The 14,075-nt window shown below is 69.2% G+C and carries 16 protein-coding genes; 1 reads left to right on the top strand and 15 read right to left on the bottom strand.

Translation table 11 applies throughout. From position 1 onward, the window contains the following. Genes ACWCQ1_RS17200 through ACWCQ1_RS17190 form a run of 3 tightly spaced genes read right to left on the bottom strand, consistent with a single transcriptional unit; the run spans window position 1 to window position 2,206 of the window. The gene (locus ACWCQ1_RS17200) at window positions 1-531 is read right to left on the bottom strand and encodes a hypothetical protein (protein ID WP_451026820.1); all 531 of its coding nucleotides are present in this window, start codon (window positions 529-531) and stop codon (window positions 1-3) included. Continuing rightward, a complete protein-coding gene (locus ACWCQ1_RS17195) occupies window positions 528-1,886 on the bottom strand; it encodes a hypothetical protein (protein WP_358594362.1) in 1,359 nt (452 codons plus the stop codon). The genes ACWCQ1_RS17200 and ACWCQ1_RS17195 overlap by 4 nt, the downstream gene beginning before the upstream one ends. After that, complete coding sequence (locus ACWCQ1_RS17190) at window positions 1,883-2,206, bottom strand: hypothetical protein (protein WP_358594365.1); 324 nt, start codon at window positions 2,204-2,206, stop codon at window positions 1,883-1,885. The genes ACWCQ1_RS17195 and ACWCQ1_RS17190 overlap by 4 nt, the downstream gene beginning before the upstream one ends. A gap of 131 nt (window positions 2,207-2,337) precedes the next feature. Here ACWCQ1_RS17190 and ACWCQ1_RS17185 point away from each other — a divergent pair, with 131 nt between their 5' ends. Then, on the top strand, window positions 2,338-2,715 hold the full coding sequence (locus tag ACWCQ1_RS17185; protein WP_358594368.1) for a DUF192 domain-containing protein: 378 nt from the start codon (window positions 2,338-2,340) through the stop codon (window positions 2,713-2,715). A 14-nt stretch (window positions 2,716-2,729) separates the two neighbouring features. On the opposite strand, the gene ACWCQ1_RS17180 is transcribed toward ACWCQ1_RS17185, so the two are convergent. The 12 genes from ACWCQ1_RS17180 to ACWCQ1_RS17125 form a co-directional block, all read right to left on the bottom strand. After that, window positions 2,730-3,569 carry a hypothetical protein gene (locus ACWCQ1_RS17180; RefSeq protein WP_358594371.1) on the bottom strand — a complete coding sequence of 280 codons (840 nt, stop codon included), beginning with the start codon at window positions 3,567-3,569 and terminating at the stop codon, window positions 2,730-2,732. After that, window positions 3,566-5,614: a hypothetical protein gene (locus tag ACWCQ1_RS17175; protein WP_451026819.1), complete on the bottom strand. Its 2,049-nt coding sequence runs from the start codon at window positions 5,612-5,614 to the stop codon at window positions 3,566-3,568. Before ACWCQ1_RS17175 ends, ACWCQ1_RS17180 begins: the two co-directional genes overlap by 4 nt. 155 nt (window positions 5,615-5,769) lie before the next feature. After that, entirely contained in the window at window positions 5,770-6,399 is a 630-nt protein-coding gene (locus ACWCQ1_RS17170; RefSeq protein WP_358594376.1) for an OmpA family protein, read from the bottom strand. 8 nt (window positions 6,400-6,407) lie between these two features. Continuing rightward, the gene (locus ACWCQ1_RS17165) at window positions 6,408-6,992 is read right to left on the bottom strand and encodes a hypothetical protein (protein WP_451026818.1); all 585 of its coding nucleotides are present in this window, start codon (window positions 6,990-6,992) and stop codon (window positions 6,408-6,410) included. A 34-nt stretch (window positions 6,993-7,026) separates the two neighbouring features. Beyond that, complete coding sequence (locus ACWCQ1_RS17160; protein ID WP_451026817.1) at window positions 7,027-7,620, bottom strand: pilus assembly protein TadG-related protein; 594 nt, start codon at window positions 7,618-7,620, stop codon at window positions 7,027-7,029. Continuing rightward, on the bottom strand, window positions 7,617-7,847 hold the full coding sequence (locus ACWCQ1_RS17155; protein ID WP_451026816.1) for a hypothetical protein: 231 nt from the start codon (window positions 7,845-7,847) through the stop codon (window positions 7,617-7,619). The genes ACWCQ1_RS17160 and ACWCQ1_RS17155 overlap by 4 nt, the downstream gene beginning before the upstream one ends. A 130-nt stretch (window positions 7,848-7,977) precedes the next feature. After that, complete coding sequence (locus tag ACWCQ1_RS17150; protein WP_451026815.1) at window positions 7,978-8,823, bottom strand: response regulator; 846 nt, start codon at window positions 8,821-8,823, stop codon at window positions 7,978-7,980. A gap of 103 nt (window positions 8,824-8,926) precedes the next feature. Next, window positions 8,927-10,456, bottom strand: coding sequence for a sensor histidine kinase (locus tag ACWCQ1_RS17145; RefSeq protein ID WP_358594384.1), 1,530 nt, complete (start codon window positions 10,454-10,456; stop codon window positions 8,927-8,929). A 17-nt stretch (window positions 10,457-10,473) separates the two neighbouring features. Then, window positions 10,474-11,361, bottom strand: a complete 888-nt coding sequence (locus ACWCQ1_RS17140; protein WP_358594387.1) for a DUF5936 domain-containing protein — start codon at window positions 11,359-11,361, stop codon at window positions 10,474-10,476. A gap of 36 nt (window positions 11,362-11,397) precedes the next feature. Further along, a complete protein-coding gene (locus ACWCQ1_RS17135) occupies window positions 11,398-12,342 on the bottom strand; it encodes a type II secretion system F family protein (protein WP_451026814.1) in 945 nt (314 codons plus the stop codon). A gap of 10 nt (window positions 12,343-12,352) precedes the next feature. After that, window positions 12,353-13,690 carry a CpaF family protein gene (locus ACWCQ1_RS17130; protein ID WP_133048987.1) on the bottom strand — a complete coding sequence of 446 codons (1,338 nt, stop codon included), beginning with the start codon at window positions 13,688-13,690 and terminating at the stop codon, window positions 12,353-12,355. A gap of 21 nt (window positions 13,691-13,711) precedes the next feature. After that, window positions 13,712-14,074 (bottom strand): TadE/TadG family type IV pilus assembly protein, encoded by a 363-nt coding sequence (locus ACWCQ1_RS17125; RefSeq protein ID WP_358594392.1) that lies wholly within the window; start codon window positions 14,072-14,074, stop codon window positions 13,712-13,714. Between the last annotated feature and the right edge of the window lies 1 nt (window position 14,075).

Below are 14,075 nucleotides of genomic sequence, written 5' to 3'. Positions count from 1 at the left end.
TCAGTCCAAGGTGAGGATCGCGAGCGGTCGGCCATCGGGGCACGGAACGTATGCCGTGTTCTGCAGCAGTCGGTGCCCGGTGGTGTTTCCCGCTTCCTGCGGTGCGGTCAGGCGCGTCTGTACGAGCGAGACCGGGCCGCAGGACAGATCGAGGACCTCGATCCGCTCGGCGTCCTTGGTGCTGAGGGCGGCTCGGGCCGCGAGGAGGCCACGGGGCGCCCAGTCCGTCGTACGAGAGGCGAGTGTGAACAGGGAGAGCAGCAAACCTCCCACGCTGGCAGCCAGTAACAGCTGAGCCATGCGGAAGACCGGCCCAAGACCAGCCAGCAGCGTCTCTCGGGCTGTGCCGTCAGGAAGCCCCGTCAACATGAGCTCCAGTGCGTCGCCCTGCCGGCCCGCCTGTGCAGGTACGTGCACTGCCTCGCTCAGTTCCTGCAGAGGAAGCGGGACGAATCCCGGGGGTACTGCGAACCAGATCTCGGCGTCCTGGCCGAGAGCCGACTCGTCGATCAGGTACGGGACGGCGTTCATGCTGATTCACCGGCTCCGCGCAGCAGGAAGTGGATGGTCCCCAGCGTTGCCGGAAAGTCGACGCCCAGGGTTCTGGGCCCGTCGAGCAGGTTGGCTGTCGTGTTGGCCTCATCGGTGTCCAGGCAGTCCGCACCGTCGCTCGCGACACCGTAGAGAGCCGTCCCGGCGCCCAGGTAGGTAGCCGGCGCATCGACCTTCTCAGCGATCGGTGCGAGCCGTCCGCCGAAAACCCTTGGGTGAGCCAGGATGTTCAGCGCGCCTTCGGCAGTGGCGGCCTCCGACCTGACGGACGTCCCGATCGCCTTGACCGATGTCACGGCATTGGTGCCGGTCCTCGCAAGTTTCTGGCCGAGGGACAGTACCTCGTCGGCCTCTCCGGTCAGCGAGAGCAGTTCGCCGGACTCTCCCAGAGCCCTGACACCCAGATACCCGCCTTTCATCACGGCGCCCAACCCGGGCAGCATCCCAAGGAAGTCCCCCGCGACTCCGAGAAGGTTGCTCCAGAAGTCGAGGTCCGTCCGGCCGTCGAGGATGCCGTCCTTCAAAGACGCCAGAACCTTGGGATCGCTGACGCGCAGGCCGAAGGCGATGCCGCTGAGCAAGCCCGCCACCAGAAAGAGCACCCACGGCGCGACGACCGTGAGTCCCAGCAGCGCCAGTGCGCCCAACACCGCTGCACATGCGCTGAGAATGTCCGGCAGGTTGTCGCCCAGCCAGTCCAGGACCCTGTCGAACGCTCCGGGTTCCTGCGGAGCCAACTTCCTTGTGGCGTTGCGGATCTTGTCGGCCCGGTAGTGAGCCTTCTGTTCGTGCTCCTCGGCCAGCTTCCTCGCCTTGCCGATGACTTGGTCGAGTTCAGCCTGGGCTTCCACGACGGACGCATTGGCGTGGGTCAGTGCCTTCTTGGCCGCGGTGTGCTGGCCACCCGACTTGTGGAGCTCTGGAGCGTTTCCGGCCTTGCTCGCCCGCCCCTTCGCCGCGTCCAAGACCGCCCTCGCATCCTTGGCGTCCTCCTCCAGGCGTCCGGCACGGCGCTGAAAGTCGTCGAGTTCGCCCTCCCAGCGATGCAGTTGCCGGGCCGCCTTGCGGATGGAGTGCGCGGCGTTCTTGAGATTGACCGGCAACGGACCATCTTCCAGCTGGTCTCGGAACGCGACGGCCGCGTCGCCCTTCCAATAGCTGCCGTCCAGCAGCTTGGTCACCAACCCATGCGCCTCTTCAAGCGCTTCGGCGCAGTTGGCAAGCTTCCTGTGCAGTTCGCGTACGGTGTCCGTGCATCCCGGCGCGGGGTTGAAACCGAGATGCGGACACCCCTGGTCGGGAACCCGGGTGGCGGACTTGGGCTCATGGCTCACTTGCCCCTCCCCGCCCCGCTCTTGCCCTCTCTGGCCTTCCTCAACGCCTCGTCAAGCGCTCTGTCCACTTCGCGGTAGCTGTCTCTGCTCTTCCCGATGATCTCGGCCAGTTTCTCGGTCTGTTCGCCGATCTGCGCGGTGCCGTACTTCCAGTCCTCCTGGAAGTCCTCACACGCGGAGTCCAGATCATCCGTCCCCAGCCCTGTGACGGTCGCGTCACTCAGCGCCCTGCGCAGCCCCCTCAGTGAACTGCCCGACTTCTGCAGCAACTTCATGAAGTGAGCGAGTTCGTCCTCGTCCACGACGAGTCGGTCCGCCATACCCGGTCGCCCCTCTCCCCGCTTGATCCACACCGATGGAAGGAACGACGCCGCCCGCATTTCGTGATGGGCGCGGATACGGTCGCTCCGTGGCGTAGCGGGCAGGGCGACGGGGCTGGGAGGTTCCGGGGATGGCGCGGCGGTGGCGGGACGGGCGGGGGAAGTTGGTCGTGCGGGTCGGGAAGGAGGGGGATGACGTCTCGGTACCGCTGGAGATCGCGACCTCCTATCGGGCGCGCACCAAAGGATTGCTGGGACGTGACTCCGTTGACGGTGTTCTCCTGCTGTCACCGGCCAACAGCATTCACACCTTTCGTATGCGCATCCCCATCGACGTCGCCTACCTCGACCGCCGCCTCAAGGTCGTCGCCGTGCGGACGATGAAGCCGGGCCGACTAGGGCTGCCGCGGCTCCGGTCACGGCATGTGCTGGAGGCTGAAGCGGGGGTCATGGCGGGCTGGGGGATCAGGGTCGGGGTGCGGGTGGATGTCGTGGTCGGCGACGCCTGATCGCGAACGGAGGATCAGGTGGGTTGCCCCGGAGTTCGCTCCACTCGCCGGTGCCGCCACCAGTGCTCGGGATCCCTGCCCGGTCCGGAAACGGTGTGGGCGCGGAAGACGCGGTCGATGTCGGCGACTGCAGACCGCAGGCCCTTAGCGTGCGCGCCGTCGAGCTGATGGACAAGCCGCTCGAGGTCGTCGCGGGCTTCCAGGTCACGCCTGAACAGGTCCTCCCGGTATCCCTTTGCGGGGTTCCGCTCCGTCTCGAGTCGGCGGGCGAGCCTCTCCCATACGCGCAAGGCGTAGTGGACGCGACCTTCCACACTCGACGTCGTACCCGTGGGGCAGGTGGCGAGGAAGGCGTCGGAGACGGGGGTCGGAAGGGGTTCGTGGTCGAGGACTTCGGGCAGGGGTTCCACCGTCGCCCGGGGGAGATCGGGCACCGCCTCCTCCACCATGTCGACCCGGTACGTCGTGTCCTCGTCCGAGTCGATCGTCTCCAGTCGGCAGCGCACGGTCCGGCCGTCCGCCGTCGCGACCAGGTAGGCGCTGTCGAGTTCGATGTCCGGGGCGGGGTAAAGGACCGACGTCGCCGTACGGGCCGCGAGGCCTTGGGCGAGGGCTCTCTCATCCAGCTCGCCGGCCGTCTCGTCCTCGATCTGGACTTCGAGTTCCAGGGCCAGGTCGCCAGGCGGCAGTACGCGGTATGTACACAGGACAGGAGCGTCCCAGCGGCGCACTTCTTGGTCCCCGTCCAGATCGGTGACGTCCACCGCCCCATCCGCCATAACCAGTAGCCCCGCCAGGGCCTGTCGAAGTGCCGACGACTCCAGTTCAGCGACGGTGAAGAGGTTCGCGATCACTTGTACGTCCCGTCATACACCTGCTTGGCCTTCGCGACCTTGTCCGGGTTGTTGACGAACTTCGGGTCACGCCGAAGTGCTTGTGAGTTGCCCAGATCGCCCTTGTTCCGGACGATCTCCTTCAGGGCAGCGTATTCAATGCGGTCCATGTCGACCAATCCCGGGCCGGACACCGGGAAAACCGTTCCGGTGTCCTCGACTCGGTATCGGCGGCCGTTGATCTCGTACGTGTTTCCGTCGGGCAGGAGCTTCGCACGCCCCTTCGCGATTCCCTCGATGTCCGAGCGAACCAGGTTCTCGTTTCCTCGCAGGATCACTGTGTTGTGTTCCTTGACTTGACCGCTGCCCGCTCCGCCGACCGTGTGCCGTTTGTTGGGGAACCTCAGCGTCTTCCCGGCCGCAGGACCGGCGACGTCGTCTCCCGCCTGCCACCGGTCGGCCGCCTTGTCCGCCTCGTCGGCCTGCTTGCGCGCCTCCTCGGCCGCCTTCTTGGCTTCCTCGTCGCAGCCATCCTCGGCGAGTACGACGTACCCGCCGCCGCCCGACGCGAGGATCGTGGTTCCGGTGCCGGCGGAACCGGTTACGTTGCCGCTGATGTCCGGGGCCGTGCCGTCGTACGGGATGGGGTGGCGCGGTGCTGAGATCGTGCAGCCGGTCTGCCTGGCCTTCTTCTCTGCTTCCTCGGCTGCTTCGTCGGCCTCCTTCGCCGCCCTTTCAGCGCCCGCCACGTCCCCCGCCTTGGCGGCTCGCTTCGCTTCCTCCGCTGCCTCGGCCGCTTCCTCCGCGAGCTTGCCCAGTTTGCCGAGTTTGCCGAGGTCGCCGACCTTTTCGACGACCTTGGCGCCGTCGTAGCCGGGGATGAAGAGGGAGCCGATGTTCCACAGGACGTGGCTGACGGCGCGGGTCTTGTGGCCGTTGTTCCAGTCGTCCGCCGTGTCCTTGCCGATGAACATGTCGTAGAGGACGGTTCCGCCGGTCTTGAGCGAGGAGCCGCCCCAGCCCAGGACGGCGCCCAGGTAGTCGCCCTTGGACCACTTGTCGCGGGCGTCCTTGGAGTTGTTCATCCAGTCGTGGCCGAGCTGTTTGCCGTAGTCGCCGATGCCCTTGACGGTGTCGAGGGGGTGGCGGGCCATGTCGTAGATGCCGGTGAGGTCGCCCCAGACGCCGTCCACGAAGATGCCCTGGCCGACCTGTTTGATCTGGTCGCCGGCGCAGCCGAAGAAGGCGCCGACTCCGGAGAAGCAGCCGGGGTGCTTATCACCGTCGTTGCCGCCGGTGGTGGGGGTCGTCTTCTTGTCACCGGTGGGGTTCTGGCCGTTGCCGGTGGGGTCGCCGTTCCCGGTGCCGGCGGTCGAGCCCGTGCCGTCGCCCTTGCCCGCCCTGACGTCCGTTCCGCCGCCCCCGGCGGGGGCCGGGCAGGCCATGCCGGTGACCTTGCAGACCTGGGCCCCGATGCCGCCGTAGATCTGCGTGCCCAGGCTGCTGACGAGCAGTGCCGTGATGATGGCGGCGACTATCGCGACCAGGCCGGCGTACTCGACGGCCGTCTGGCCGTCGTCGCGGCGCCAGCGGATCATGCGGGCGAGGGAGAAGGGGCGGCGGTCGGCGCGGTCGGGGGTGGGAGTGTCGTACCACTGCCTGCTCTCCGACTGGAGCAGGAGGCAGAGGATGACGGTGGGGAGGAAGAGCTGGAGGCCCGCGCGGCCGGAACCGGCGGCGAGATTGGCCAGGCCGCCGAGGATCAGCCATGCCTGTACGGCGACGAGGCCGCGCCGGACCCAGGGGCCGCCCTGTCGGCTGCGCCGGGCGAGCCACCAGCCGAGGGTGCCGGGGGCGGCGGCGTAGGCGACGCGGGCGAGGACTCCGGCGTCGAGGGTGTCGTACGAGGCGGTGGTGAGGAGGATGCCGAGGGCGCCGAGGACGGTGAAGGCCAGGAGGACGTGGAGGAGGACGAAGGCCACCGACAGTGAACGCGGCGGCTCCCCACGTTCCGCGGGCTCGCGCCCCATCCCCGGCCACTCCGCCACTCCCCCGCCCGACGCCATGCCCCCTCCTCCTCAACCTCCTGCGGCTGCACCGCTGTTGGTCCGCAACATTGGCCGAGGGTAGGGAGGAGGCGGGGCGCCCGAGATGGGTCCGGGGGCCCAAATCGGCACCCAAAATGGGGTGGTTGGGGTCTGCGCGCTTTGGTGCGTGGGCGTCAGCTCTCCGAGCGGGGGAACGTCACCTCCACGCGGCGGTTCTTCTTGCGGCCGTCCTCCGTGGAGTTGTCGGCGATCGGGTACTGCTCGGCGTAGCCGCGTACGTCGAAGGTGATGTTCGGGTCGTTCAGGTCGTCGTCCAGGACGGCCTGTACGGCGTTGGCGCGCTGCTTGGACAGGACGACGCCGTGGGCGTGGGTGCCGAGGTTGTCCGTGAAGCCGAAGACGCGTACCTGGGTCGCGTTCTGCTTCTTGATCTCCTCGGCGATCGCGGCGATGCGTGCCTTCGCGTCGGCGTTCAGCTTTGCGCTGTCCTTGGCGAACAGCACCTCGGCCTGCAGCGCGAAGGTCACTTCGGTGTTGGTGTCCTCCCGGCGTTCGTCGCCGGACTGATCCTCGACGACCGACTTGATGTCCAGGACCTTGGGGGCGGCGAGGGTGCCGCCCTCGGGGAGTTTGAGGTCGGGGTCGTTGGGGTCGATCTTGACCGGGGCGGAGGCGGAGGCCTCGGTGTCGGGGGCGGTGGTGGGGCTGTCATCGGCGTGGGCCGTGACGATGCCGGCCAGGTTCGTGGCGACCATGAGGGCCGCCGCCGCGACGACGAGGGGGAGGCGTGGAGTGGTGGTCACGGTCGGCCTCACCCGGAGATCTTGATCGTGCCGCTGGAGAAGGTGGGCAGCTGGAACGTGACTTCTGTCGTGGACGCCGGGGGAGAAGGGAACTGCATGAAGACGGGCAGTGACTGACCTGCCTCGAGTGTGGCGAAGCCGGTTGTGGTGAGCGGCCGGCCTTCCGTGTCACGCAGTACGTAGTAGCGCTTCTTCCCCTGCGAGTCCACGAGGGTGGCACCGCCGAGGGAAATGCCGTGTTTGACGATCTCGGTCTCGTCCCCGCTCATCTGGGGAGGCACGACCACGGACTTCGCCCCGTCGTTCTTCAGGTTCCCGTTCACGGTGACGAAGCCGCCCGAGTCCCGTGTGGCAGTGGTGAGCTGGAGGAGCAGTCCGTCCTGGCCCTTCAACTCGGCCATAGGCGCCTCTGACTGGCCTTCTTGAGCACTCGGCTCGGATCCGCTGTCCTTGGAGGCGGACGCCGATGTGTCCGGCTTCTTGTCGTCGCCGCCACCACCACCGCCACAGCCGGCCACACCGAGGGCCAGCCCGGCCACAACGGTCAACGCGACCATCCCCCTGCTTGCCCTCGCGGTGAACCGAATGCTCATCACTCTGCTTCCTTCTTCACTCATCGTTCGCTTGTCACTCGGTCAGGTGGACGTCAAAAAGGTCCTGAGGCTTGGGGAGGCTCGTCGGATCATCCGGGTTCGGGTCCCATTTCCTGCCGTCCTTGCACGTGAGCTCCGGCAGCGGGGTGCCCGCAGCTCCCCCGCCCGGCAGTTGGAACTCGCAGAGCGACTCGATCACGGCGGTGGCGTGCGCGTCCGACTTCATGTTCTCCGTGCCCGGAACGACGGACTGCCCGACAGGCTTGTTGGTCGTGACTGCCACCGTGTATGTCAGCACGCCCGGATTACAGGAGTCCAAACGAGCGTCGTTCTGCGCGGCCAGCTGACCAGCGCGCCCGCATCCGTCGACCGCACCGACGCCCTTGAAGATGTCCCCCCACTTCGTTGGGTCCAGGATGTCCGTGGTCCACTGGCCCGCGAGTTCGTCCCGGGTCTGCTGTGCAGCCGCCAGGGCGGCCGCGTCGGCCGCTGTCTGAGCCCCGTTTCGATTCACCGCCGCCTGACCGACCGCGAAGTAGGCCAACGCAAGAAAGAGCAGGCCCGCCACCACCATGATGTAGATGGGGAAGGCCTGCCCTGCGTCGCGAAATCGAGACGGAAGCCTCACACGATCTTGTTGATTTGCGCCAGGATCCTCTGCAGGATCGTCTGACCGATGTTCGTACCCGTAACCGCCAGCACGATCGCCACAACCACCGCGATGATCCCCAGATACTCCACCGCGGTCTGCCCCTTGTCGGCGGCGCGACGCTGCATGGCCTCGACCGTCGTGTTCTTCCAGCCGTTCACACGCACCTTGGCCGCCACGGCCTTCTCCAGCATCAGGTCGCTCATGGTGGTCCCCTCCGGGTTCGCTTCCGACGCCGGAACCGTACGCCGCGGCACCCCGCTCACCAGAGGGCCCCAGGGCCCAATCGCGGGCCCAATCCCGGACCCAGACGCTCCCCCATCCCGGCACGGCAGCTCACCCCAGCCCTCGGCCCGAACCGGGCGCCGTGCCGAGCCACTTCGCCGCCGCCTCGGCGCGGCTGGTGCTGTGGAGCTTGGCGAAGATGCGGTTGATGTGGTTCTTGACCGTCTTCTCGCTGATGAAGCACATGGCGGCGATCTGCTGGTTGGTCATGCCGGACGCGATGAGGTCCATGATCTCCGCCTCCCTCGTGCTGAGTTGGTAGCACTTCCTCAACTGTGCCACAGATGGTTGCGTTTGCGAAGGGGATTTGGATTGATTGCCTCCCCGCAAGGGGAATGAGGGGGCGTCAGCATATGCAGTCGCACTTCCCAGGCCCTCCGGCAACGGTTCCGCCGACGTCGGGCGCGTCTCGCGCAGTTGCGCCAGCAGCGCCCCCGTCGCCGTCGCCGTGAGGTGGGGGCGGCCCTGTCTGATGTCCCTTACCGCCGACACCAGTTCGTCCGCCGTGAACTCGCCGTGGACCAGGTAACCCACCGCGCCCCGGCGCAGCGCCTCCTGGACGATCTCCGACTCCCTGCTGTACGTGAGCATCACGACCGGCGCGATCGGCACCAGGTACGGAAGGGCCGAGATGCCGTCCACACCGGGCATCCGGACGTCCAGGAGGACGATGTCGGGGCGGTGTCGGCGGGCCGCCTCGTAGGCCTCGCGGCCGTCCGCCGCCTCCGCCACGACCGTGATGTCCTCGCGGCCGGAGAGCAGAGCGGTGAGGCCCGCGCGGACCACGGGGTTGTCGTCCGCGACGACGACCTTGAGCGGTGCGGGGACCGCGCGTTCCTGGAACGGGTTCGGCGGCGGCTGCGACGCGCCGGGGTGGGGGAAGGTCTGTTCCGGCATCTGCGGCCTCCTCTCGTGGGTGTGGGGGACTCGGACGTCGTACTGGGTGCCACTTGGTCCTGTTCGGTCCTTAGCAGTCTCATTCGGTGCTACTCGGTCGTCCTCACGCCGTCTCCGTCGTCAGTGCGGCCAGCGGGAGTTCCAGGCGGACCTCCGTGCCCGTCGGGTGGCCGCCGCGGCCGATGCGGATGCGGGCGCCCACCGAGGCGGCCCGCTCGACCATGCCGACCAGGCCGAAGTGGCCCGCGCGGCGGAGCTGTTCGAGGGTCGTGCCGGGAGGCAGGCCCTTGCCGTCGTCGTACACGCTGATGCGCAGCAGGCCGTCGTGGACGCCCGCGTTGACCTCCACCCGGGTCGGGGCGGCGTGGCGGTGGGCGTTCTCCATGGCCTCCGTGGCGATGGTGAGGAGTTGGCGGGCGACGGCGGGCGGGACGGGGGGTACGGCGTGTTCGCCGATCGGGCGGTAGGCCGCCCGTAGACCGGTGCGGGTGCTGAAGTCACGGGTGCGGGCGGCCAGTTCGACCAGGACGTCCGTGCCGTGGTCCGGGTCGTTCTCGCGGCGCAGGTCGGTGAGGAGTTCGCGGGCCTCGGACGCGGCGCGGCGGGCCGAGCGGGCCACCAGTTCCGCCTGCTGTCTGACCAGGGCCGGGTTCATGCGTTCGCTGCCGGCCGAGCCGGCCAGGCCGTCGGCGGCGAGGGCCACGCCGTGCAGGGTCTTGGCGACCGAGTCGTGCATCTCGCGGGCCAGCCGGGCGCGTTCGGCGCTGACCGCCTCGGTGACCGCCAGCCGGGCCTGGACCTGGGTCAGGGCCTGGGTCGCGGAGCCGAAGCGGAGCATCAGGCCGCGGAGAGAGGAGCCGACCGCGCCCGCGATCACGCAGAGGCCGGGCAGCAGCAGGGCCTCGGCCAGGTTGCCGTGCAGGTCCTTCCTCGTCGCGTAGACCATCAGCAGGATCAGCGACTGCAGCGAGGCAAAGCAGGCCGCGCCGCGCCAGCTGTAGACGATGCCCGCCAGCAGCGGGGTGCAGACGCCGACGTAGGCGAGGGTCGTGTCGGGGCCCGCGGAGACCAGGAGCAGGAAGCCGAAGAGGGTGTCCACGACGAGCAGCGACGGGTGGCGCAGCAGGAGCGGGCCGAAGCGCTCCCAGTCGCGGAAGAGGACGTACGAGCCCATGAACGTGACGACGACGGCGGCGCCGACGAGGCGGGTCGCCAGGCCGGGGGACGCGTTGAGCAGGGCCGCAGGGGCCGCGAGGCTGATCATGGCCAGACGGAAGCCGAAGACCTGTCGGCACATGGCCTGGAGGGCGTTGAGCTGGATGGGCAGCGTCGGGGCCTCGGGGGCCTTGCGGCGGCGGCCTTCGGCGCCGGGTGCGGGTGCCGCGGAGGCCGGTTCCTGTGGCGTCCGCGGCTCGCGGTCCGCGCGGGTGGCCTGCCGTGGCACGCCCGGCAGGGGGGTCGCGTCCGCCGGGGCCCATCCCGGTGGCAGCGCGGGAGTCACCGAGGTGACCGGGATGTCGGGCGCGCCGGTGCGCACGTGGTCCGGCAGGACCGTGCCGGCCGGCGGGGTGGTGATCTCCGGCGTCCTCGGCCGGCGCCACAGCAGCCCGGTGGCCTCCCTCGTCGTCGCCATGTCCGCGCCCTCCCCCGCTACTTGCCCGTGATCGTGCCGAAGTCGGTGCCCGAGCCCAGCAGCAGACCCGCGCCGAGCAGGAGCAGGGTGGCCGGCACCATGAACGTGGTGATCATCAGCGTGGCCCTCGGGACGGCCCGCGCGGCCTTGCGGCGGGCGTTCTGGGCGTCCGTACGGCGCATGTCCTTGGCCAGGGAGACCAGGGTGTCGACGATCGGGGCGCCCAGTTCCTCGCCCTGCTGCAGGGCCGTCACGAACATCGCCACCTGCTCGGAGTCGTTGCGCCGGCGCAGTTCGGCGAAGGCCTGGCGGCGGCTCATGCCGAGGTCCATCTGGCGCAGGGTGATGCGGAGTTCGTCGGCCCAGGGGCCCTCGTAGCGGGAGGCCACCCGGTCCAGGGCCTGGCGGAAGCCGAGGCCCGCGCTGACCACGACGGCGAGTACGTCCAGGAAGTCGGGCAGGGTCCGCTCGATCACGTCCTTGCGGATGCGGATCGCGGCCCAGATGCCGACCTCGGTCCAGAACGCGCCGAAGGCGAGCAGGAGGAGGGCCACGAAGTACTGGCCCCGCATCAGGAAGACCAGGAAGCCGACGGCGCCGAGGAAGCCGTAGACCGCGCGGCGGGCCGCGTAGCGGTCGATGGTGAGGCCGCCGGGGTTGCCCGCGAGGTCGATCTTGCGGCGGTACTTGGCGACCAGGGTGGGGCCCATCAGGCGCAGGACGGCGGGCGCGTACCGCATGCCGAGCCGGTCGATGAGCGAGTCGACCGCACCGGTGCGGGTGGCGCCCACCTCCAGGGCGAGCACCAGGTCACCCGGCAGCTTGGCCTCCGCGCGGTACATGCGGATCCCGGCGAAGACGCCCCAGACGCTCAGGCCCATGACGGCCGCGAGCAGAAGTGCCATTTCTTTCCTCCCCTCGGCGGAGAACTGTCGGGCGGGTCAGACGTCGATGCGGGACATACGGCGGATCAGGACGAAGCCGACGGCGTAGAGCGCGAAGGCGATGATCACGCAGGCCTGGCCGACGGGCGATCCGGTCATCCGGTCCAGGGCGCCGTCCTTGACCCCGTTCATGAGGAACAGGGCGCCCACGCCCAGGGCGGGGACGGCGTACGAGGTCATGGTGACCTGGGAGAGCTGGGTGCGGATCTCACGCCGGGTCTCCTTGCGCTCCTCCAGCGTCTCCGTGAGGTTGCGCAGCGCGCCGACGACCTGTCCGCCGGCCCGGTTGGAGAGCACCAACGTGGTGACGAGGACGACCAGTTCGCGTGAGGGCAGCCGGTCGGCGAGGTCGCCGAGGGCCTCGTCCATGGACTGGCCGATCGCCAACTGGTCGGCGACCTTGCCCAGTTCCTCGCCGGCCGGTGCCTCCAGTTCCTCCGCGGCCATTCCGATCGCCGTCCGCAGGGCGAGTCCGGCCTGGGTCGCGTTGGCCAGGATGCGGGCGAGTTCGGGGAGTTGGTTGATGAACCTCTCGATGCGTTTCTGCCGTTGCCAGTTGAGGAACTGCACGGCCACGCCGACGCCGAGCAGCCCGGCGAGCGGGCCGAAGAAGGGGGCGAGGGAGGCCTGTCCGATGAGCCACAGGGCGGCGACGGTGGCGAGCATGTAGGCGAAGAACTCGCCGGGGGTGACGTCGAGGCCGGTGGCGGCGAGCCTCAGTTCCAGCTTCTTGCCGAGCCGGGTGCGGCGCAGCCGCCGGTCGAGGGTCCGGAAGCGGCGCGCGCGGCCGCCGGCCGGGATCTGGCCGGTGTGCGCGAGCCGTTCGATCAGCGCGGCCCGTTCCGCCTTGCCGGTGGCGTAGGTGTGCACGCCCATGACGGCCAGGACGCAGGTCAGCAGGGTGATGCCGGTGGTGAGGGTGACGAGGTTCTGCAGATCCATGGGACGGCACCTACCTGGCTTCTCGGGTGGCCAGCTCGTCAGCGGACCGGGCGACGCCGAAGGCCTGTGGGATGGGCTGGTTGGACATGTAGAGGCGGTCGGCGGTGCGGCGGGTGAGCGGGAAGTGCTGGAAGGCGCCGTAGATCCGGCCGTCCGGGGCCATGGGCTGGGCGTTGAACCGGGCCACGGTGGCGAGGCGGTACGGCTCCCCGCCGTGGCTGTCGAGCAGGGCGATCTCGGTGACGCGGCGGGCGCCGTCGGCGAAGCGGGTGAGCTGGATGATGACGTCGACGGCGCTGTTGATCTGGTCGTGCAGGGCGATGAAGGGGACTTCGACGTCGGACATGGACGCCAGGGTCTGCAGGCGCATCAGCGCGTCCTCGGCGCTGTTGGCGTGCACGGTGGCGAGTGAGCCGTCGTGGCCGGTCGACATCGCCTGCAGCATGTCGAGGGACTCGCCGCCGCGGACCTCACCGACGACGATGCGGTCGGGGCGCATGCGCAGGGAGTTGCGGACCAGGTCGCGGATGGTGATCTGGCCCTTGCCCTCGACGTTCGGGGGGCGGGACTCCAGCCGGATGACGTGGGACTGCTGGAGCTGGAGTTCGGCGGAGTCCTCGATCGTGATGATGCGTTCGCCCTCCGGGATCAGGCCGGAGAGGGCGTTGAGGAGGGTGGTCTTGCCGGTGCCGGTGGCACCGGAGACGATGATGTTGAACTTCGCCTGCACCAGGCCCGCGAGCAGGAACAGGATGTGCTCGTCGAGCGAGCCGAAGCCGACCATCTCCTGGAGCGTGAAGGAGCGGGGGAAGCGGCGGATGGTGAGGGTCGCGCCGGTCAGGGACAGCGGCGGGATGATCACGTTGACGCGCTCGCCGGAGGGGAGACGGGCGTCGACCATCGGGTTCGACTCGTCGACCCGCCGGTTGACCGTGGAGACGATGCGTTCGATGGTCTGCATCAGCTGGTCGTGGGAGGCGAAGCGGATCGGCAACTGCTCCACCCGGCCGCCGCGTTCGACGAAGATCGCGTCGGGTCCGTTCACCATGATCTCGGTGATGGACGCGTCTTCGAGGAGCGGCTCCAGGATCCCGAGGCCCAGTGCCTCGTCCACCACCCGCCGGATCAGCTGGGAGCGTTCCACCGTGGAGAGCACCGGGCCCTCGCGGCTGATGATGTGCCCGAGGACCCGCTCGAGCCGGGCCCGGCGTTCGGCGGCGGCCAGCGAGGACATCTCCGCGAGGTCGATCTCCTCCAGGAGCTTGGCCCGGTACGAGGCGACCATGTGGCCGTCCTCGCCCCGATGGCCGTTCTCCTCGGGGGCGTTGATACGTGCCCGCAGGCTCATGGTGCGTGCTCCTCGCGTGCCTCAGTGGTCGAGCGGCATGGTGGCGGTCTTGCTGGCCTCGTAGTCCCCCAGTCCGGGGAAGAGTTTCGGGATGCGCACGGAGGCGGTCACGGTCACCGAGTCGCTCCCCACCGCGGGGGAACACCGCACCGTCAGCCGGCTGCTGACGGCGTCCGCGCAGGCCGCGCCCGCGTCCTGGCGCAGGGAGGCGGCCCGAGCCCCCGCCCGGGCCGCCGTGCCGGCCTGCTGGGCGGCGTAGGCGACGAGGCCGAGCTGGATGCCGGCGAGGGCGACGAGCAGCAGCACCGGGATGAACCCGAGGTACTCGATGGCCACTTGGCCCCGGTCCCGACGCGGGCGGTGACGTGTGCGGTCGTACGGCATC

It is taken from the genome of Streptomyces sp. NPDC002144 (genome assembly GCF_053593695.1).
The sequence above is the reverse complement of the archived record's forward strand: the minus strand, read 5'-3'. Positions and strand labels throughout refer to the sequence as shown.